General features: G+C 38.5%; 17 protein-coding genes. 15 read left to right on the plus strand and 2 right to left on the minus strand.

Translation table 11 applies throughout. The annotated features are described in order from the left end of the window. Nucleotides 1–4: 4 nt before the first annotated feature. Nucleotides 5–1,054, minus strand: a complete 1,050-nt coding sequence (locus KRODI_RS12630) for a flavin monoamine oxidase family protein (RefSeq protein ID WP_013752001.1) — start codon at nucleotides 1,052–1,054, stop codon at nucleotides 5–7. 294 nt (nucleotides 1,055–1,348) lie between these two features. Here KRODI_RS12630 and KRODI_RS12635 point away from each other — a divergent pair, with 294 nt between their 5' ends. The 12 genes from KRODI_RS12635 (at nucleotide 1,349) to KRODI_RS12690 (ending at nucleotide 12,050) form a co-directional block, all read left to right on the plus strand. Then, entirely contained in the window at nucleotides 1,349–2,434 is a 1,086-nt protein-coding gene (locus KRODI_RS12635) for a methyltransferase (protein WP_013752002.1), read from the plus strand. 166 nt (nucleotides 2,435–2,600) lie between these two features. After that, nucleotides 2,601–4,604, plus strand: coding sequence for a thiamine pyrophosphate-dependent enzyme (locus KRODI_RS12640; RefSeq protein WP_013752003.1), 2,004 nt, complete (start codon nucleotides 2,601–2,603; stop codon nucleotides 4,602–4,604). Between the two features lie 222 nt (nucleotides 4,605–4,826). Continuing rightward, nucleotides 4,827–4,988, plus strand: coding sequence for a DUF1328 domain-containing protein (locus KRODI_RS15470; RefSeq protein ID WP_013752004.1), 162 nt, complete (start codon nucleotides 4,827–4,829; stop codon nucleotides 4,986–4,988). A gap of 74 nt (nucleotides 4,989–5,062) precedes the next feature. Then, complete coding sequence (locus tag KRODI_RS12650) at nucleotides 5,063–5,548, plus strand: lipocalin family protein (RefSeq protein WP_013752005.1); 486 nt, start codon at nucleotides 5,063–5,065, stop codon at nucleotides 5,546–5,548. Between the two features lie 35 nt (nucleotides 5,549–5,583). Further along, nucleotides 5,584–6,294, plus strand: a complete 711-nt coding sequence (locus KRODI_RS12655) for an OmpA family protein (RefSeq protein ID WP_013752006.1) — start codon at nucleotides 5,584–5,586, stop codon at nucleotides 6,292–6,294. Nucleotides 6,295–6,379: 85 nt separating this feature from the next. Then, the gene (locus tag KRODI_RS12660; RefSeq protein WP_013752007.1) at nucleotides 6,380–7,498 is read left to right on the plus strand and encodes an NAD(P)/FAD-dependent oxidoreductase; all 1,119 of its coding nucleotides are present in this window, start codon (nucleotides 6,380–6,382) and stop codon (nucleotides 7,496–7,498) included. After that, the gene (locus tag KRODI_RS12665; RefSeq protein ID WP_013752008.1) at nucleotides 7,498–8,205 is read left to right on the plus strand and encodes a methyltransferase domain-containing protein; all 708 of its coding nucleotides are present in this window, start codon (nucleotides 7,498–7,500) and stop codon (nucleotides 8,203–8,205) included. The genes KRODI_RS12660 and KRODI_RS12665 overlap by 1 nt, the downstream gene beginning before the upstream one ends. After that, on the plus strand, nucleotides 8,202–9,254 hold the full coding sequence (locus KRODI_RS12670; RefSeq protein ID WP_013752009.1) for a type III polyketide synthase: 1,053 nt from the start codon (nucleotides 8,202–8,204) through the stop codon (nucleotides 9,252–9,254). The genes KRODI_RS12665 and KRODI_RS12670 overlap by 4 nt, the downstream gene beginning before the upstream one ends. Before the next feature lie 3 nt (nucleotides 9,255–9,257). Beyond that, nucleotides 9,258–10,046, plus strand: coding sequence for an SDR family oxidoreductase (locus KRODI_RS12675; RefSeq protein ID WP_013752010.1), 789 nt, complete (start codon nucleotides 9,258–9,260; stop codon nucleotides 10,044–10,046). Further along, nucleotides 10,043–10,477, plus strand: coding sequence for a 3-hydroxyacyl-ACP dehydratase FabZ family protein (locus KRODI_RS12680; RefSeq protein WP_013752011.1), 435 nt, complete (start codon nucleotides 10,043–10,045; stop codon nucleotides 10,475–10,477). Before KRODI_RS12675 ends, KRODI_RS12680 begins: the two co-directional genes overlap by 4 nt. Continuing rightward, complete coding sequence (locus KRODI_RS12685; protein WP_013752012.1) at nucleotides 10,477–11,748, plus strand: beta-ketoacyl-[acyl-carrier-protein] synthase family protein; 1,272 nt, start codon at nucleotides 10,477–10,479, stop codon at nucleotides 11,746–11,748. Before KRODI_RS12680 ends, KRODI_RS12685 begins: the two co-directional genes overlap by 1 nt. A 53-nt stretch (nucleotides 11,749–11,801) precedes the next feature. Continuing rightward, nucleotides 11,802–12,050 carry a phosphopantetheine-binding protein gene (locus KRODI_RS12690; RefSeq protein WP_013752013.1) on the plus strand — a complete coding sequence of 83 codons (249 nt, stop codon included), beginning with the start codon at nucleotides 11,802–11,804 and terminating at the stop codon, nucleotides 12,048–12,050. 1 nt (nucleotide 12,051) lies between these two features. Here the strand turns inward: KRODI_RS12690 and KRODI_RS12695 are convergent, their stop codons facing one another. Then, entirely contained in the window at nucleotides 12,052–12,810 is a 759-nt protein-coding gene (locus KRODI_RS12695) for a hypothetical protein (protein ID WP_144784181.1), read from the minus strand. 203 nt (nucleotides 12,811–13,013) lie between these two features. On the opposite strand from KRODI_RS12695, the gene KRODI_RS12700 reads away from it, so the two are divergent. From KRODI_RS12700 to KRODI_RS12710, 3 genes are all read left to right on the plus strand, one after another. After that, nucleotides 13,014–14,873 (plus strand): DNA topoisomerase IV subunit B, encoded by a 1,860-nt coding sequence (locus KRODI_RS12700; RefSeq protein ID WP_041295706.1) that lies wholly within the window; start codon nucleotides 13,014–13,016, stop codon nucleotides 14,871–14,873. A gap of 78 nt (nucleotides 14,874–14,951) precedes the next feature. Continuing rightward, nucleotides 14,952–17,639 carry a DNA gyrase/topoisomerase IV subunit A gene (locus tag KRODI_RS12705; protein WP_013752016.1) on the plus strand — a complete coding sequence of 896 codons (2,688 nt, stop codon included), beginning with the start codon at nucleotides 14,952–14,954 and terminating at the stop codon, nucleotides 17,637–17,639. Nucleotides 17,640–17,759: 120 nt separating this feature from the next. Then, nucleotides 17,760–19,520: a T9SS type B sorting domain-containing protein gene (locus KRODI_RS12710; RefSeq protein ID WP_013752017.1), complete on the plus strand. Its 1,761-nt coding sequence runs from the start codon at nucleotides 17,760–17,762 to the stop codon at nucleotides 19,518–19,520. The last annotated feature ends 52 nt before the right edge of the window (nucleotides 19,521–19,572 follow it).

Below are 19,572 nucleotides of genomic sequence, written 5' to 3' on the forward strand. Positions count from 1 at the left end.
GTGATTATAAGCTTAATTTTTTTATGATTTTGGTAGCAGTTTCATTTGCCGATGAAATTGCACCATCCATATATCCTGGAAACTCTTTTGCACTTTCTGAACTTGAGATAAATAAACTGTTATTCCATAGAGATTCACGAAACAACGGATTACCATTGTTTTGATGCGGGAATAATGGACTCTCAGATACTACATGAGTTTGAGGCTCTTTACTCCATACGCATTCATGATATGCTGTATACTCTTGAGCACCATTACCAAAAACACTCACCAGCTGATTTATAACTAGCTTTTGACGTTCTTCACTACTCAGTTTGCTATAAGAGGCGTTTATAAAACCGCAAAGGGCAAAGCTTGTTTTTTCTACATTTTCATGGTTGTAAAATTCAGTTACGGGGCCTATGTTGCTAAAAAGTGTACTAGGCTTTTGCTCTTCTTTCCAGAAAGGTGTAGGATAGGTAATCGCCACTTTTATGGAGTCTTCCATCCAAGTTTGGGTTTGTAATGAAAGTAGTCTTAAGTTATTTGATAACTGCGGCTCAAAATTGATTTGAGAACCCCAAAGTTTAGGCGGTAGTGCCAGAACGACAACATCTCCATCAAAGGCTTTTTTGCTTAAAACTTGTACTTTATTATTGACGTATCGTATAGATTTTACGGATTGATTCAGTAATACATTTGCGCTATCAAGCTTGTCATAAATCGCATTGATTAAAGCAGATGTTCCGCCGGCTACTCTATAACTTGCGGCTTGTGGTGGGATTTCTACTTGCTGTGCTCCATTGCTTTCCACAGGCTCATAAAAAACAGTTGCATCCATGTGCTGTGTAAACCTAGGAATGTCTAACTCCTCCAAAAGTCGAACAACCTCCGTATGATAATCTCCGAACCATGTTGCGCCCATTTCTACGGGAGCTTGCTTCTCATTGTAAAGTGTGTGTATTCTTCCTCCTATGCGAGATCTCGCCTCGAGAATGGTGTAGGGAATCCCTTGTTCTTGTAATCGATATGCCGTAAGTAATCCTGATAATCCAGCTCCTATAATTATAACCATCTTACAAAAGTATGGAAATAGCGTACAGTTTGAGATTGTCAACTATGTGTTTTATTATAAAAAGTTGAGCTGCTTTTACTCACATTTTCGCGAAGGCGGAAACATTATTATAGTCACCCTTAAATACTTCAATTACTTTTTATATCGCCTTATATCGCCCTATATTGATGGGTTTTAATAGCGTACCTTTAAAAAGCAGTTTATATCTTCGCGCACTGCAATAATTGATTATGGGATGTTCTCTACAACTTATAATTATAGAGTTCCAATCCCAATACTAAACGACATAACAGCATGAGTACAGACATACCATTACATAGACCGACTCCTATTACTTCTGAAAAGAGAAGAGGTACTTTTGAGCGTGATACAGATGTAAAACGCACCATTAGATTACTAGAGCAAGGAAAAGAGGTGTTAATCTCAGCATTTTATAGTGATGGGTTGACGCTACTTAAAGCGCTTAAGGTTCATCTAGACAGAACAATGCCTAATGATTCTTTTGAAGAGCAGCGTGCGCACCGTGAAGCGTATCACCGAATGTCAAATTTTATTGTGATAGAAGTGGTAAATCATGCGCTTGCTGTAAAAAAAGCACCTTCCATAGGTTGGTTTGCAAAACTATATCCAAAAACAGAAGACTTTTTACTTACGTTTCCTCAAGTTCAAGGACTTAATAGTGCATGGCAGTGGTATAAAAATGGAATTGTAATCCCTGTATTGCGTAATAAGGTACATCCTTATTATGGAACATATTTTCCAACTCGTTTTGATCATCTCAAGCTTTTTGATAACTGGTTAAAGCGTTATGAAGGCCCTAAGAAAACGGCTATTGATGTAGGTATAGGTAGTGGAGTGTTATCATTACAGATGGTACAGGCTGGTTTTCAAAAAGTATTTGGTACAGATACTAACCCCAATGCAATTATAGGTTTAAAGGAATCTATGGGAGACACAAAGCTCTCGCGTAAGATTGAGTTGGATTATGCGCCGTATTTTGGTAAATTTAATAAGCCTACTGAGCTTATTGTTTTTAATCCGCCGTGGTTGCCATCTTCTCAAAAGCTTGAGAATATTGATGAGGCAATGTATTACAATGAAGATCTTTTCCCAACATTTTTTGCTAAGGCAAAAGAGGCATTATTACCTGATGGAAAACTAGTACTCATATTTTCAAACCTTGCAAAAATCACACACCTAATAGACACGCACCCTATAGAGCAAGAGCTTGAAAAAGGTGGAAGGTTCCAGTTAGAAAAATGTTTGAAGAAGAAAGTTAGAAAAGCCTCAGAAGAGACAAAACGTGACCAACACTGGCGCGAGGATGAGGAAGTTGAACTATGGATACTTACTCATAAAGAATACATAGCACCTGAATAGGAGAGTTTTTTGAATATAGACTAATAGCCCATTACGGTACTTGTATCTTAATGGGCTATTTTATGCTAGAGAGAGAACGGTAAATTAGAAACGAAATCAAATTAAAATCGCGATATCGTTTTCGTTCTTATAATTCGCTACATTTGAGGTAATAGACAACAACCTAATGGCGACTACAACAAAATCTAGCATACCCTTTATTTACAATAGAGCATCCTTAGATAACGATACCTTACTTAGACTATACAGAGCAATGCTTAAACCTCGATTAATAGAGGAGCGCATGCTTATTTTACTAAGACAAGGAAAGGTTTCAAAATGGTTTTCTGGAATAGGCCAAGAAGCAATCTCCGTAGGAGTTACTGCTGCGATGAAGCCAGAAGAGTACATATTACCTATGCACCGTAACCTCGGTGTTTTTACTACTCGTGAGATTCCTTTATATAGATTATTTACACAATGGCAAGGGAAAATGAGCGGCTTTACAAAGGGACGCGATCGTAGTTTTCACTTTGGGACACAAGAATTTAATATTGTAGGTATGATATCTCACTTAGGTCCACAACTTGGCGTGGCAGACGGTATTGCACTTGCACATAAATTGCGCAATGAGAATGCGGTTACCGCTGTTTTTACTGGCGAAGGAGGAACAAGTGAAGGAGATTTTCATGAGGCGCTCAATGTTGCATCAGTATGGCAATTACCTGTACTATTCTGTATAGAGAATAACGGCTACGGACTATCGACACCTACTAGTGAGCAATATAATTGTGAGCATCTTGCAGATAGAGCAAAAGGCTATGGGATGGAATCTCACATCATTGATGGGAATAACATTCTAGAGATTTATACCAAAATTTTGGCAATAGCGGAAGACATACGTAACAATCCGCGACCTGTTTTAATAGAGTTTAAAACGTTTAGAATGCGTGGTCACGAGGAAGCAAGTGGTACTAAGTATGTTCCTGAGGAGTTAATGGAAGCATGGGGAGAAAAAGACCCGCTACTTAATTTTGAAAAGTACTTAATACATGAAGGGATTCTCTCTCAAGAGACAAAAGATGCTTATGAAGTCTCTATTAAAGAGGAAATCACAGAACACCTAGATAAGGCATATGCAGAGGAGAGTATTACTCCTAATCTAGAAACTGAGATGAAGGATGTATATGCTCCGTTTAGCTTTCGCGAAAGCGTGCCTAGCGAAGACACAGAAGAGCTCCGCTTGATTGATGCAATTTCCCAAGGACTAAGACAGTCTATGGAGAAGTATGATGATCTTGTGATTATGGGGCAAGATGTAGCCGAATATGGAGGTGTATTTAAAATCACCGATGGTTTTGTGGAGCAGTTTGGTCGCGATCGTGTGCGCAATACTCCTATATGTGAGAGCGCCATTGTAGAGACTGCTATGGGTCTTGCAATCAATGGTAAAAAAGCACTAATGGAAATGCAATTCTCAGATTTTGCAACTTCTGGCTTTAATCCTATTGTAAACTACCTCGCAAAATCACACTATCGCTGGTCACAACCTGCAGATGTGGTGATACGTATGCCTTGTGGTGCTGGTGTGGGGGCAGGTCCTTTTCACTCGCAAACTAATGAAGCGTGGTTTACCCATACACCAGGTTTAAAAGTGGTGTATCCAGCGTTTCCAGCAGATGCAAAAGGATTGCTAGCGACTGCAATAGAAGACCCTAATCCAGTGCTGTTTTTTGAGCATAAAAAATTATATCGCAGCATACGTCAAGAGGTGCCAACTAACTACTATACATTACCTCTAGGTAAAGCTTCATTAGTAAGAGAAGGCGAGCAAGTAACTATTATAACTTATGGCGCAGGCGTACACTGGGCAATTGAGTTGCTAGATAGTATTAATGTCTCTGCAGATCTTCTAGACTTGCGTACGTTACAGCCGTTAGATAAAGAAGCAATAATTACCTCTGTACGTAAAACGGGGAGAGTGTTACTACTTACAGAAGACAGTGCCTTTGGATCTGTAATGTCTGATATTTCTGCAATGATTATGGAGGAATGTTTTGAAAGCCTAGATGCACCAGTGAGACGAGTGGCGAGTATAGATACTCCTATTCCTTTTGATGCAGAACTTGAGAAGCAGTACTTACCTGTGGAGCGATTAGCGACTACACTTCAAGAGCTGCTAGATTACTAAGTAATTAATTAGAGATTTTTACAAACCCCTAACTATAGAATATAGTTAGGGGTTTTCCCATTATGGTCAAACAAGCATGTTAATATTTTAAGCAAAAATTAGTGATTGCTAGTATTATTGGCGTATCGTTAACAGATCCTAGTTAAAAGCTGCTAAAGAATAAAAATAAAGCGACATATCCCAATACTTTTACAGCATACTAATCAATAAAAACAATATATTATGTTACGCTGGACAGTTATTTTTATCATCATTGCAATCATCGCAGCAGTCTTCGGATTTGGCGGAATCGCTTCAGGTGCGGAAAGCATTGCAAAAATATTATTCTTCATCTTTATTGTACTCTTCTTGCTTTCTTTAGTAAGTAGATTATTCAAGAGATAAGACTATTTAAACATACTTAAAATGCAGCCTTTCATTTACGAAAGGTTGCTTTTTTTAATTTAACCCTAATTATTATGAATTATATAAAATCAGTAATACTCGTTCTTTTAGTTGCTACTATAGCAAGCTGTGGACCATCTCAAGTGGTAAAGCAATCTAAAAAAACACTTAAAGGAACTTGGACGCTTAACGAAGTAAGTTATGATCGTCAAGGAACTTTTAATATCAACCTTTTTAATGACGCATCACAAGAATGTATGGAAGGAAGTACATGGCGTTTTATCCCTAATAATAACTTTGGAAACTACGAACTTTCTGGAGTAGGTTGCGATACGGAGAAACGTTACTTCGTTTGGAGTATTCCAGATACAGAGGGTGATGATATGAATTATAACATCCTTGTGAAGCCAACAGATGCCAAAATGAAGTCTGAAACTAATGCTGGTTTTAGGGTTGCACTTTCTTACCTTTCTGAAGACCAATTACAAATGTCACAGACAGTAAGCGTAGAAGGAAAGCCATTTAATATCACAATGAATTTTACAAAAATAGCAGAGTAATCTGTAGTCAACAATCAACTTAAAGAATTAAGATTATGAAAAATATAGTAAGAAATATTACAGCAGTAGCATTAGGAGCAGCAATGCTTACAGGTTTCACAAGTTGTGAGGCTACAAAAAATGCAAACAACAAACAGAAAGGAGCTGTTATAGGAGCTACAGGTGGAGCAATCCTTGGAGCTATTATTGGGAACAATGCTGGTAAAGGTGGAAATGGAGAGCTAGGAGCCGTAATAGGTGGTGTAGTAGGTGGTGGAGCAGGTGTTCTCATTGGTAACAAGATGGATAAGCAAGCACAACAAATTGAGCAAGAACTTCCAGGAGCTACTGTAGAGCGTATAGATGATGGTATTGTAGTGACATTTGACGAAAATTCGGGTGTTTACTTTGATACTGCGAAGTATAACGTGAATACAGCAAGCCAGACGTTACTAAATAAGCTTTCTAATATTATGAAAGAATATAATCAAACTAATGTTGTAGTTGCTGGACATACTGATAGTGTAGGGTCTGATACAAATAACATGACCTTATCACAAAATAGAGCTAACGCAGTTACTAATTATATGGTGGGTACTGGATTATCTGCAGGAAGATTTACAACGGTATGGTACGGTGAAACGCAGCCAGCTGCAAGTAATGATACTGCAGAGGGACGTGCTCAAAACAGACGTGTACAACTTGCTATTGTTCCTAACGAAGAGATGAAGCAAGACGCAATGAAAGAAGCAAACGGAGGGAACTAAACCCTTCTGTTAAACAGAAATCACAAAATCCTCAAAACTTATGTTTTGGGGATTTTTTATGCAATGTAATCTGTAAATTCACATAGTGGAACAAGATTGCGATATCATTATAATAGGTGGAGGTCTTGCGGGACTCACAGCCGCTGTACACTTGCTGCAAGCTGACTTCTCTGTGGTTCTTATTGAGAAAAATACATACCCTAAGCATAAGGTATGTGGAGAGTACGTTTCTAATGAAGTGTTGCCATATCTAGATGCGTTAGGTATATATCCCATAACTAATGGCGCTAAGAAAATAAACCGTTTTCAATTTTCTGGACTCTCTGGTAATGCGCTTGAGATTGCACTTCCCTTAGGAGGTTTTGGGATTAGCAGGTATGCTTTAGATCTAGTGCTATACGAACGAGCTTTAAGTTTAGGGTTGGTATTTGAGCAGGCAACCGCTACAAATGTTACTTTCGGGAGAGAGGAATTTGAGGTTACCACAAAAGATAAAAGTTTTAGAGCACCCTATGCTCTTGGAGCTTATGGTAAGAGGAGCGGATTAGATATTACGCTTTCGCGAAAATTTATAAGTACAAAATCCCCTTGGATGGGTGTAAAAGCACATTATGCTGGACAATTCCCAGAAGATCTAGTGGCTTTACACAATTTTTCAGGAGGTTACTGCGGATTATCAAAAGTGGAAACAGATGCGATAAATGTTTGTTATCTAGCAGATGTAAATTCATTTAAGAAGCATAAAGATTTAGACACATATCGAGTTGAGGTATTAGAGCAGAATCGTTATTTAAAAGAATTTTTCGCGCAAGCGGAACCTATTTTTGAAAAACCACTCACCATTAGTCAGATCTCATTTCAAGATAAATCTGTTGTGGAAAATCACATACTTATGATAGGTGATAGTGCAGGACTCATACATCCTTTATGCGGTAACGGTATGGCAATGGCAATTCATAGCGCAAAGATTGCAAGTGAGTGTCTTAGTAACCATATAAGTACTTCAAAAAAGCGGGAGCAGCTAGAAAAAGAATATACGAAGCAGTGGAAGCAAACCTTTGCGACTAGAATGCGCAACGGGGCACTTATACAGCGTGGGTTGCATAATACAACGATAACTAGATTAGGAGTAGGGATACTTCAAAAATCGCCTAGATTATTGAGTAGCGTGATACAGTCTACACATGGAAATCTTATAACATAATGAATTTTAAGAATCGTAGTACAACCCCAGAGTTAATGGATGACCCCAGTCTTCCAGAGGCAGACTTACATCTAGCATTAAAGGATCTCGCTACGGTAAATAAATACTTAGGAGGTAATCATATTACGATTACGGCGCTAGAAGAATTAATGAGTGAGCATCCTGAAAAAAGTAAATGGAAGATAGTAGATGTGGGGTGTAGCGATGGAGAGGTGTTGAGACACATAGCTAAGCACTTTCAAAAAAGCACTATTGATATTTCGTTTTTTGGGGTTGATATCAATGATAAAAGTATTGATAGCGCCCGAGAGAAATCTAAAGACTATGATAACTTAACCTTTAGCCGCCAGAATATATTAACGATAGATGAAACTACGTTTGAATGTGATGTGATTATCTGTACCTTAACAATGCACCATTTTTCTGATGAACAACTACTGGTGTTTATGGAGAAATTTAAAAAATTGGCAAGTATAGGTGTCATAGTAAACGATTTACAGCGAAGTAAGATAGCGTACCGTTTATTTCAGCTTTTTAGCGGTATATTTATGAAAAGTAAGATTGCCAAATACGACGGAAGAGTGAGCATTGCCCGCTCTTTTAGAAGAAAAGAATTAGAAACCTATTCAAAACAACTTGCACTAGACGACTATTCCATACAATGGAAATGGGCCTTTAGATATTTGTGGGTGATAAAAACTATATGAGCGTAACCATTACGACGGTAGCAAAACAGTTACCACAATATTCACGTACTACAGCAGAGATAATGCCTTTTCTAGACATATGGCTAGATGGGCAAGAAGATCGTTTTAAACGAAAGGTTAAGAAGATTTTTGGTAATGCAGCAGTAGATAAGCGCTATAGTATTATGGCGCCAGAAGAGGTATTTACAGCCACTAGTTTTCAAGAGAAGAATGACATTTATACTCGTGAGGTTGTAAAGCTAGGAGAGCAGGTATTATCTAAAGCGCTTACTAAAGCTTCATGGGATGGTACTAGCCTTGACTATATTATTACAGTTAGTTGTACGGGTATTATGATCCCTTCGCTAGATGCATATTTAATTAATGCGCTCAAACTACGCCAAGATATTGTACGATTACCGGTAACGGAGATGGGTTGTGCTGCTGGAGTAAGTGGTGTGCTATATGCAAATGAATTTCTTAAAGCAAATCCTGGAAAACGAGCAGCTGTTATAGCGATTGAAAGTCCTACGGCTACTTTTCAACATGATGATTACTCGATGGTAAACGTGGTGAGTGCAGCTATCTTTGGAGATGGTGCGGCTTGCGTTCTCATGTCAAGTAAAGAAGAAGATAGCGGACCGCAAATAGTGGATACAGAAATGTATCACTTTTATGATGCGCAGGAAATGATGGGCTTTAAGCTTGTAAATAGTGGTTTACAGATGATTCTAGATCAACAGGTGCCACAACAGATAGTAGATAAGTTTCCAGATATAATTCATCCATTTTTAGAAAAAAACGGCTACAGTATAGAAGATGTAAACCACTTGATATTTCATCCAGGAGGGCGTAAGATTGTAGAAACGGTTGAAGATCTTTTTGGTAAGCTTGGTAAAAATATAGATGACACGAAGGAGGTACTTAAGTTATATGGGAATATGAGTAGTGCTACTGTATTGTACGTTTTAGAACGTTTTCTTGATAGAGAATGTGAGGAAGGTGATCTGGGAATTATGCTAAGTTTTGGCCCAGGATTTTCGGCGCAACGTGTATTATTAAAATGGTAAGTGATGAGTCAATCTTATAAAAATAAATACGCAGTAATATTAGGAGGTAGCTCAGGTCTTGGGCTAGCCACCGCAAAGAAACTAGCGCATGAGGGAATGAACATTATTATCATTCACAGATCTCGTCGTAGTGTGATAGCAGCTTTTGAAGACGCTATGCGCGAGATGGAAGTACCTGGAGCGACCATTTTATCATATAATACAGATGCCCTTAATGCAGATAAGCGTCAAGCTACTATTTCAGAAATAAAGGATACTGTAGGTGCAGGAGCCATAAAAGTAGTGGTGCATAGCATCGCGCGTGGTAATTTGAAGCCATTATATTCAGAAGATAGTGCCACACTTAGCAATGAGGATTTTAAAGGTACTCTAGACGCCATGGCGGTGAGTTATTATGATTGGGTATCCGCTTTCGCGAAAGCGGAATTATTTACCCCATCTGCAAGAGCCATTGCATTTACAAGTGAAGGTAGCAGCAAAGCATGGCCACAATATGGCGCAGTTGCTGCAGCCAAAGCAGCTCTTGAAGCCATCTCGAGAGGGATTGCATTAGAGTTTGCACCACTAGGTCTTACGTCTAACTGTATTCAAGCAGGAGTGACAGATACAGAGAGCTTACGCCTCATACCTGGGAGTGAGCATATGAAAGAAATGGCACAACAACGTAATCCCTACAAGCGATTAACACTGCCTAAGGATGTAGGCAATGCTGTGTATTTGTTAACACGTGATGAAGCAGCCTGGATTAATGGCGCTGTGATTCACGTAGATGGAGGGGAACACATACGATGAGCAGTGAAGAGATTATAGCGTTATTACCTTACACGGGGCCTTTTCTATTTGTAGATCAAATAGAAGAGCTGGGCGACTCATATATTGTTGGTTCTTATACATTTTCTAGAGAATCTTATTTTTATGAAGGACACTTTAAGGGTAATCCTGTTACACCTGGCGTGATACTCACAGAATGCATGGCGCAAATAGGTTTAGTAAGTCTGGGTATTTCTAAGTTGGCAGGTCAAGATCTAGCTGCTTTAAAAGTAGCATTTACTAGCGCAGATGTTGAGTTTTTACAACCTGTGATGCCTGGCGAGAAAGTGACCGTTGTGTCAGAGGAGGCCTATTTTAGATTTAATAAATTAAAATGTAATGTGAAGCTTCTTAATGCGCAAGATGAGGTGTGTGTAAAAGGAACACTTGCAGGAATTTTTAGTACTAAATAATGAAGCATAGAGTAGTCATAACAGGAATGGGCGTTTGTGCACCTAATGGAATAGGGCTCAAAGCATTTTCTGATGCCATTTTTTCAGGTAAAAGTGGAATTAAATTTCACCAGAAACTAGCAGACCTCAATTTTGGGTGTCAGATTGCTGGACAGCCAGAAATTCCCGAAGGAATGCTCGAAAACTACTTTACAGCCTTGCAACTTCGAGATTTACAGAGCTCTGGTATTGAGTACGGAATGATAGCTGGAGTAGATGCATGGACAGACGCTGGACTCGCGCCTACAGATAAAGATACTGTCGATTATGATAGCGGAATCGTCTTTGGAGTTTCCTTACTAGGCGCCGAAAAATTTAGAAGTGCTATTTACCTAACTGATGAAGGCAAAGTACGCCGCTTAGGGAGTACTTCTGTTGTGCAAACGATGGCAAGTGGTATTAGTGCATATTTAGGAGGGTATCTAGGTTGTGGAAACCAAGTAACTACAAATTCTAGTGCTTGCACTACGGGACTAGAAAGTGTACTTATGGGGTATGAGCGTGTGCGCAACGGTGATGCAGTGCGAATGCTTGTAGGCAGTTGCAATGATAGCGGTCCTTATATTTGGGGAGGTTTTGATGCGATGCGTGTACTCACAAAAAAATATAACGAAGATCCAGAAGCTGGAAGCAGACCTATGCAGGAAGATGCAAATGGTTTTGTGCCAGGTGCTGGTGCAGGAGCATTAGTGCTAGAAACTCTCGAAAGTGCACAACAACGAGGCGCAAAGATATATGCCGAAGTTTTAGGTGGTGCAGTAAATAGTGGAGGACAGCGTAATGGCGGTACCATGACTGCACCTAATAGTGAGGCAGTACAGCATTGTATAAAAACTGCCGTTAAAAATGCAGGAGTATCTGCGACGGAAATTGATACCATAAATGGGCATCTCACTTCTACAGGAATGTGCCCAACAGAAATTGCAAACTGGAGTGAAGCTCTTGAATTGAAAGGAGAGGATTTTCCTTATATCAATTCGCTTAAAAGCATGACTGGACACTGTCTCGCGGCGGCTGGGAGTATTGAGACGGTAGCGACTATTTTAGAACTTAAGGAAGGTCGTATTTTTGGGAATATTAACTCTACTCACATACATCCGGAAATATTAGAGCGAGTAGCTCAGGTTAAAGTACTTACACAAACCATTGATATGCCTGTAAAGGTAGCAGCAAAAGCTAGTTTTGGTTTTGGCGATGTTAATTGCTGTATGATTTTTAAGAAATTTGAATAACTAGAGAAAAAAATAACAAACTGTGGTAATTATCACAGCTTACACATAAGATTATGAATAACGAACACTACGAAGCATTAAAGAATATCATCAAAATTTACCTACCAGAAGATGTCTCTGTAGATGATATAAAACCTACTAGCCACTTAACTCAAGAACTCAACGTAAATTCTGCAAACCTTGTAGATATCGTGCTTGACGTAGAAGATCATTTTGATATTACTATTGAAGATGATGAGATAGAAAAAATGGAAACGGTGCAGTCTGCTATCGAGATTATCGAGGCAAAAGTACAGTCTTAATTTACTTTATTTCATAGTTTGAGTAGTCGTAATCTGCTCTTAAGTATTGTCTCACTTTTAAGGAATCTGTGCGGTAACTGCTACGCTTTCGCGAAAATTGAAATTCATCCACCTCTGTCATTTCATCATTAATAACAAGGCTATAGTGATCTGAAGTTTGCACCCAGTAACCGAGCCATGCGAACGTTTTTGGCTCATAATAAAGGCTCCAGACATCTTCGCTACCTGTAAATGTAACGACCAGTTCATGTGATCTTACGCCTTCAAAATCTTGTAAGCCATTGTATGTTTTTGTTGAATTATCAGTATTTAAAGTATAGGGCAATCCTAAAACGAAAGTAGCGGCGTTTAGTTTATTTTGCAGTGAAACTTTTGTTGCGGTAGTGTCTGTCGCTCCATTTATAGTCTGGTATATATCTGAGTCCTTTTGTATGAGCTCATAATTTGTAGTATCTGATGACCAACTTACATTGCGTTGTGTTCCATCACTAAAATCATATTGATGTAACTCAGTACGGTCTATTTCTACAGTTCCATCTTCGTGGTATAGATGAAAAGCTTTTTCAAAGCGTATGCTTTTTATGTTTTTGTAACGCTCTTTTGTACCACTGGCGTTCATTACTTTTTCTAATAAATCTTCGGCAGTATGAACTTCGGGTGAGGTTGTTGTTTGGTTTCTATAAATCAGTAGTATAGCAATGGCGCCACCTACAAAGGCGATTAATAATAATCTTCGATTTAATCCATTTAGTACTGCCATAAAATCTAACTTTGTAAGGATAGAAAGATACAAATCACATGGTTTGTAAGGAAAAAGGACAGAGAATAATTTAATCATATTTTCGCGAAAGCATAGAGAATTTGGTAATCAACAATGCTATTTTTAAAATTGTTAATTATTTCTTTATTTTGAGGTTCTTTAAGCCATTGCAAGTCCTTATATTAGCGACTCCACGACATTTTATGACTCAAGAAACACAATACAACGAAGATAATATCCGATCGCTCGATTGGAAGGAGCACATCCGCATGCGTCCAGGGATGTACATAGGTAAACTAGGTGATGGTTCTAGCGCAGACGACGGTATCTATATCCTTGTAAAGGAGGTGCTTGATAACTGTATCGATGAGTTTGTAATGGGAGCCGGGAAGACCATAGAGGTTTCTATACAAGGAGAAAAAGTGATTGTACGTGATTACGGTCGTGGTATTCCGCTTGGAAAAGTAGTGGATGTTGTTTCAAAAATGAACACGGGAGGTAAGTATGATTCGCGTGCATTTAAAAAATCTGTAGGTCTAAACGGTGTAGGTACTAAGGCGGTAAACGCATTATCCAGCTACTTTAGAGTAGAATCTACTAGAGATGCAAAATCTGCAAGTGCAGAGTTTGCTCGTGGCGAACTAACAAATCAAGATTTGCTAGATGAGACCTCTCGCAGACGCGGTACTAAAGTGTCGTTTGTTCCAGATGCAGAGATTTTTAAGAACTTTAAATTTCGCTCTGAGTACGTAGAGCGTTTGATTAAGAACTACGTATATCTTAATCCAGGACTTACCATCGTTTTTAACGGTGAAAAGTTCTTTTCTGAAAATGGACTGAAAGATTTACTTTCAGAAAGTATCGCAGAAGGAGATCGCTTATATGATATCATCCACTTAAAAGGGGAGGATATCGAAGTTGCAATAACACACAGTAAATCGCAATATTCAGAAGAGTATCATTCATTTGTAAATGGACAGAATACTACGCAGGGTGGAACGCACCAGGCAGCTTTTCGCGAAAGCATAGTAAAAACCATTCGTGAGTTTTACAATAAGAGTTACGAGGCATCAGATATTAGAAAGTCAATTGTATCTGCGATTAGTATTAAAGTGATGGAGCCTGTTTTTGAATCGCAAACGAAGACCAAACTAGGATCTACAGATATGGGAGGTGAGTTACCTACCGTGAGAACGTATATTAATGATTTTCTTAAAACTGCACTTGATAACTTTTTACATAAAAATACTCCCGTAGCCGATGCACTGCAACGTAAGATATTACAAGCAGAACGTGAGCGAAAGGATCTTTCTGGAATACGTAAGCTAGCAAAAGACAGGGCAAAAAAAGCAAACCTTCACAATAAGAAATTAAGAGATTGCCGTATCCACCTTACAGACAGTAAGAAAGAACGTAACCTCGAGACTACCTTGTTTATTACCGAGGGAGACTCAGCATCTGGATCAATTACAAAGTCACGTGATGTAAACACACAAGCTGTTTTTAGTCTTAAAGGAAAGCCTCTTAATAGCTACGGACTTTCAAAGAAAATCGTTTACGAAAACGAGGAGTTTAATCTCTTGCAAGCTGCACTTAATATAGAAGAGTCTATAGAGGACTTACGTTATAACAACATTGTGATAGCAACAGATGCCGATGTTGACGGTATGCACATACGACTATTACTAATAACCTTCTTCTTGCAGTTCTTTCCAGAGCTCATAAAAGAAGGGCATTTATATATTCTTGAAACACCTCTTTTTAGAGTGCGTAATAAGAAAGAAACAGTGTACTGTTATAGTGATCAAGAAAAGGCAGATGCTATGGCGCGCTTAGGAGCAAAGCCAGAGATTACCCGATTTAAGGGACTTGGAGAGATATCTCCAGATGAGTTCCAGTTTTTTATAGGAGAAGATATAAGGCTAGCGCCAGTAATGCTAGATAAAGCTTTGATGATTGAAGAATTATTGTCTTTCTACATGGGTAAAAACACGCCAGATAGACAGAAGTTTATTATTGAAAATCTCAAGGTAGAACTAGATAGAGTAGTGGAGGAGGACTAGTAGTACGCTTTCGCGAAAACGTGAATAAAGAAAGATTGAGGCAACCATTAGAAAAGTAAGTGTTATTATAACCAATTAATGAGCGAAGAAATAAACGACCATAACGAAGACGAAGAATTAAATCCAGAGACACTTCCAGCAGAAGTTGTGGATGGAGGTGGAGAAACCATCACCCGCGTTTCGGGGATGTTTGAAGACTGGTTTCTAGATTATGCATCTTATGTAATCTTAGAACGTGCTGTACCGTCTATAGAAGACGGTTTCAAACCGGTACAACGTCGTATTATGCATGCTTTAAAAGAGCTTGATGATGGTCGCTATAATAAGGTTGCTAATGTGGTAGGTCACACGATGCAGTATCACCCTCACGGTGATGCGAGTATAGGTGATGCCATGGTGCAAATAGGCCAAAAAGATTTACTCATTGATACTCAAGGTAACTGGGGAAATATTCTAACTGGTGACCGTGCAGCGGCATCTCGTTACATAGAAGCAAGACTTACCAAGTTTGCACTTGATGTCGTTTACAATCCAAAAATCACAGAATGGCAAGCTTCTTACGATGGTCGTAAGAAGGAGCCTATAAATTTACCAGTAATGTTCCCAATGCTTCTAGCGTCTGGTGCAGAGGGTATTGCTGTAGGTTTAAGTACAAAGGTACTTCCCCACAATTTTATAGAACTGATTGATGCTTCTATCAAGCATCTTAAGGATAAGAAATTTACATTATATCCAGATTTCCCTACAGCAGGTATAGCCGACTTTACTGATTATAAAGATGGAATGCGCGGTGGTAAAGTACGTTGTAGAGCACGTATAAGTCAGCAAGATAAAAACACGCTTGTCATTACTGAGTTGCCTTTTGGGCAGACCACAACATCGCTTATAGATTCTATTCTTAAAGCAAATGATAAGGGTAAGATCAAGATTAAAAAAATAGAAGATAATACCTCTGCAAACGTGGAGATATTAGTACATCTTCCAGGAGGTATTTCACCAGATAAAACAATTGATGCATTATATGCATTTACAAATTGTGAGACTTCTATATCACCGCTTAGTTGTGTCATAGAAAATAATAAACCACTCTTTGTAGGTGTAACAGAAATGTTACGTCGCTCAACAGACCGCACAAAAGATTTATTAAAAGCAGAACTTGAGATACAGCTAGGTGAATTTGAAAACCAATGGCACTATGCTTCACTAGAGCGTATTTTTATTGAAAATAGAATTTACCGTGACATTGAAGAGCAAGAAACTTGGGATGGCGTAATCAAAGCGATTGATGACGGTTTAAAGCCACATATAGGTCATCTAAAAAGAGCTGTTACGGTTGAGGATATAACAAGATTGACGGAGATACGTATAAAACGTATTTCTAAGTTTGATATAGATAAAGCACAACAGAAGATAGATGCGCTAGAGGATCAAATCACTCAGGTGAAATATCATTTAGATAATCTCACGCAATATGCGATAGATTATTTCACAAGATTAAAAAAGGACTACGGCAAAGGAAAAGAACGCAAAACAGAGATTAAAATCTTTGATGACATTCAAGCAGCCAAAGTCGTGCTTAGAAACACGAAGCTCTACGTAAATAGAGCTGAAGGGTTTGTGGGAACATCTCTTAAAAAGGATGAGTATGTAACCGATTGTTCTGACATTGATGATGTAATTGTATTTACAAAGTCTGGAACGATGATGGTGGTAAAGGTGGAGTCTAAAACATTTATAGGTAAGGATATTTTGCATGTCGCTATTTTCAAGAAAAAGGATAAGCGTACTACTTATAATATGATTTACAGAGCAGGTAATGGATTGCCTACTTACGTTAAGCGCTTTAACGTTACCTCAGTTACACGTAATAACGATTATAAGCTAGCTGGTGATCAGAAGAGTGCTCAGGTACTTTATTTTAGTGCAAATCCTAATGGAGAAGCAGAACTAGTTACGGTATACTTGAGAGCTGTTGCCTCCATAAAGAAGCTCCGATTAGAAATAGACTTTGCAGATGTTATCATAAAAGGAAGATCTTCAAAGGGTAACATCGTTTCTAAAAATGCAGTAAAATCTGTAGAGCTTAAGGAAAAAGGATTGTCCACTCTTAAACCACGTAAAATTTGGTTTGACAATACGGTACAGCGTCTTAACCTAGATGAACGTGGTGATTTACTTGGGGAATTTCGTCCAGAGGATCGTCTATTGATTATTAATCAGCATGGTAATGTGCGCACAATTATTCCAGAAGTAACACATCATTTTGATGAAGATATGATTGTGTTAGAAAAGTGGAATCCGCAAAAACCTATTACGGCTATATATTGGGATGGTAATAAAGATCGTTATTATGGTAAGCGATTCCTGATAGATTCTCCAGATAAAGAAGAAACATTTATATCTGATCATGAGAATAGCGTGCTAGAGCTTGTCTCCACCGACTGGCGACCTGTCGCTGAAATGATATTTTACAAGCAGCGAGGTAAGGAAGCCAAGGAAAATGAGATAGTATCCATGGAAGACTTTATAACAATAAAAGGGTTAACCGCTCTAGGTAATACTTTCTATACAGAAAAACTTAAAGGTTTAAACTGGATGGAGTCTTTACCTTATGAAGAAGAAGTAGAAGAAGAAAAGGAAAATATAGATGTTGTAGGTGAGGAAGAAGTAACTCCCGAAAAGAGTTCTCCTCAAACCGCAAAAAAAACAGACGGTGAAGTAAGTAGCGATGATGATGATTCTAAGTCGCAAACTTCTTTATTTTAGATTTTGAAATAATATTTTATCGCTCCTAATTGATTCAAAATCATATCTAATTTTTCCTACAAGATGCGTTAACGGCTGGTCAGTATAATTGACAGGTCTTTATTTTGAAAACTTTGTAGAATGAATTTGAGTAGTAGAGAGGGTTGCCTTCGGTTCTATTTAATAGGATTGTTTTGTGTTTTTCACGTTTTCGCGAAAGCGGCCGTTCAAGACACCAGCTGTGCTTTGCTTATTTCTCCCGCTCAAGGAGAAACCAATGTTTCTGTAATTGCGCCAATAAGTTTTGAGCCAGTAGCAGGAGCTGTTAATTATTTTATAGACTTAGGTACTACTACAGGAGGTGCAGACATACTCAATAATTTTAGTGTAGGTATTTCAGCGAGTTTTAATCCTCCGCAGGGAATGCCAGAAAGTACAATCATCTACATTACGATCCGAGCCTTTTTTGTAAGTGGCTCGCAGTCATGCAATAGTCAGTCTTTTACTACGCAAGATGTTACTGTTGTTCCGTCCTGTACGCAAATAAGTTTTCCAGTAAATGGAGCAGTAGACGTTCCTTTAAACACTACAATAAGTTGGCCTTATGCACCTAGAGCTACGGGTTACATTATAAATATAGGTACTTCACCTGGAGGAATCGATGTTGTAAATGCCCAGAATTTAGGAAATACTTTGACGTATAATAACGCTGTAAATTTTAACCCTGATACGACGTATTATGTTACCGTGATAGCATACAATGAGAATGGACAAGCGGTAAATTGTGTAGAGACATCATTTACTACAGAAATAGTTGCCACAGAAGTTCCAGAATGTACACAACTTATCGCGCCGATAAATGGGGCTACTGAAGTTGCCTTAACACCAATACTTGAATGGCCAGCAGTGACTAATGTAGAGGGTTACCTTATAAGGATAGGTACAACACCCGGAGGATCAGACGTACTTGCAAATACAGATATTGGTCTAGCTACATCTACAGCTGTACTTGACTTTCTTGAAGGAACTTTATACTTTGTAACTATAACACCTTTTAATGCTGCTGGAGAGGCACAAAATTGTACGCAAACAAGCTTTACGACCACCTATGGTTGTGGCCCTTACACAGATGGAATTACAGGTGAAATGGTTGATTTAAATCCCATAATTGATCTCGCCGAAAATTATGAGATTTGCAGAGATAATGCTCCATTAGTCCTGAGCTATCTAGAACCGTATGAGCGCATTGTGTGGAATACAATAAATGATGGTGAAATGGTAAGTATATCATCAGACGCTCTAGTTACAATCAATACCTCAGGAGTGTATATGGTGGAGGTGAGTACAGAAACAGTTATTGATTCTGGAACTATTATTTGTACAGCAACCCACTCGTTTGAGGTTTCTATAATTGATCCTCCTATTATTGATAACTTAGTGATTTCAAATCAAGGAAACACAGTAAACGTTCTTGTAGAATTAGAAGAGGAAGGCGATTTTGAATATTCTAGCACTACTGAGAATGGCCCTTATCAATCTAGTGCATTACTTATAGATGTTGATGCGACAGATATTCAGGTATATGTAAGAGACCGCAATGGTTGTGGGATGGACAGCAGACGTATCAAACCTGACCCAGGATTTCCAAAATACTTCACTCCTAATGGAGATGGTGTTAATGACACCTGGCAGGTGAGGGGAGTAGTGGTAAATGGGGAAACGGTTACGAGTATAGAAATTTATGATCGCTTTGGAAAACGTCTCAAGACCATTTCTCCATATGGGCAAGGTTGGGATGGAAGCTATCAAGGTAAAGCGCTATTCGATAATAGCTTTTGGTACAAAGCAAATACGCGTTCAAACGTGACCTTCACAGGATATTTTGCTTTAAGAAGATATTAAGGTATTCCGCTTTCGCGAAAATTTGATGATTTATAAATTATTTTATTTGCAA

This window comes from Dokdonia sp. 4H-3-7-5 (genome assembly GCF_000212355.1).
Lineage (GTDB): Bacteria > Bacteroidota > Bacteroidia > Flavobacteriales > Flavobacteriaceae > Dokdonia.

Excerpts from the sequence above, each read along its gene's own strand:
- KRODI_RS12665 (WP_013752008.1), top strand. The coding sequence starts at position 7,498 with ATGAATTTTAAGAATCGTAGTACAACCCCAGAGTTAATGGATGACCCC.
- KRODI_RS12635 (WP_013752002.1), top strand. The coding sequence starts at position 1,349 with ATGAGTACAGACATACCATTACATAGACCGACTCCTATTACTTCTGAA.
- KRODI_RS12695 (WP_144784181.1), bottom strand. The coding sequence starts at position 12,810 with ATGGCAGTACTAAATGGATTAAATCGAAGATTATTATTAATCGCCTTT.
- KRODI_RS12685 (WP_013752012.1), top strand. The coding sequence starts at position 10,477 with ATGAAGCATAGAGTAGTCATAACAGGAATGGGCGTTTGTGCACCTAAT.
- KRODI_RS12710 (WP_013752017.1), top strand. The coding sequence starts at position 17,760 with ATGAATTTGAGTAGTAGAGAGGGTTGCCTTCGGTTCTATTTAATAGGA.
- KRODI_RS12690 (WP_013752013.1), top strand. The coding sequence starts at position 11,802 with ATGAATAACGAACACTACGAAGCATTAAAGAATATCATCAAAATTTAC.
- KRODI_RS12705 (WP_013752016.1), top strand. The coding sequence starts at position 14,952 with ATGAGCGAAGAAATAAACGACCATAACGAAGACGAAGAATTAAATCCA.
- KRODI_RS12640 (WP_013752003.1), top strand. The coding sequence starts at position 2,601 with ATGGCGACTACAACAAAATCTAGCATACCCTTTATTTACAATAGAGCA.
- KRODI_RS12700 (WP_041295706.1), top strand. The coding sequence starts at position 13,014 with ATGACTCAAGAAACACAATACAACGAAGATAATATCCGATCGCTCGAT.
- KRODI_RS12670 (WP_013752009.1), top strand. The coding sequence starts at position 8,202 with ATGAGCGTAACCATTACGACGGTAGCAAAACAGTTACCACAATATTCA.
- KRODI_RS12650 (WP_013752005.1), top strand. The coding sequence starts at position 5,063 with ATGAATTATATAAAATCAGTAATACTCGTTCTTTTAGTTGCTACTATA.
- KRODI_RS12630 (WP_013752001.1), bottom strand. The coding sequence starts at position 1,054 with ATGGTTATAATTATAGGAGCTGGATTATCAGGATTACTTACGGCATAT.
- KRODI_RS15470 (WP_013752004.1), top strand. The coding sequence starts at position 4,827 with ATGTTACGCTGGACAGTTATTTTTATCATCATTGCAATCATCGCAGCA.
- KRODI_RS12680 (WP_013752011.1), top strand. The coding sequence starts at position 10,043 with ATGAGCAGTGAAGAGATTATAGCGTTATTACCTTACACGGGGCCTTTT.
- KRODI_RS12675 (WP_013752010.1), top strand. The coding sequence starts at position 9,258 with ATGAGTCAATCTTATAAAAATAAATACGCAGTAATATTAGGAGGTAGC.
- KRODI_RS12655 (WP_013752006.1), top strand. The coding sequence starts at position 5,584 with ATGAAAAATATAGTAAGAAATATTACAGCAGTAGCATTAGGAGCAGCA.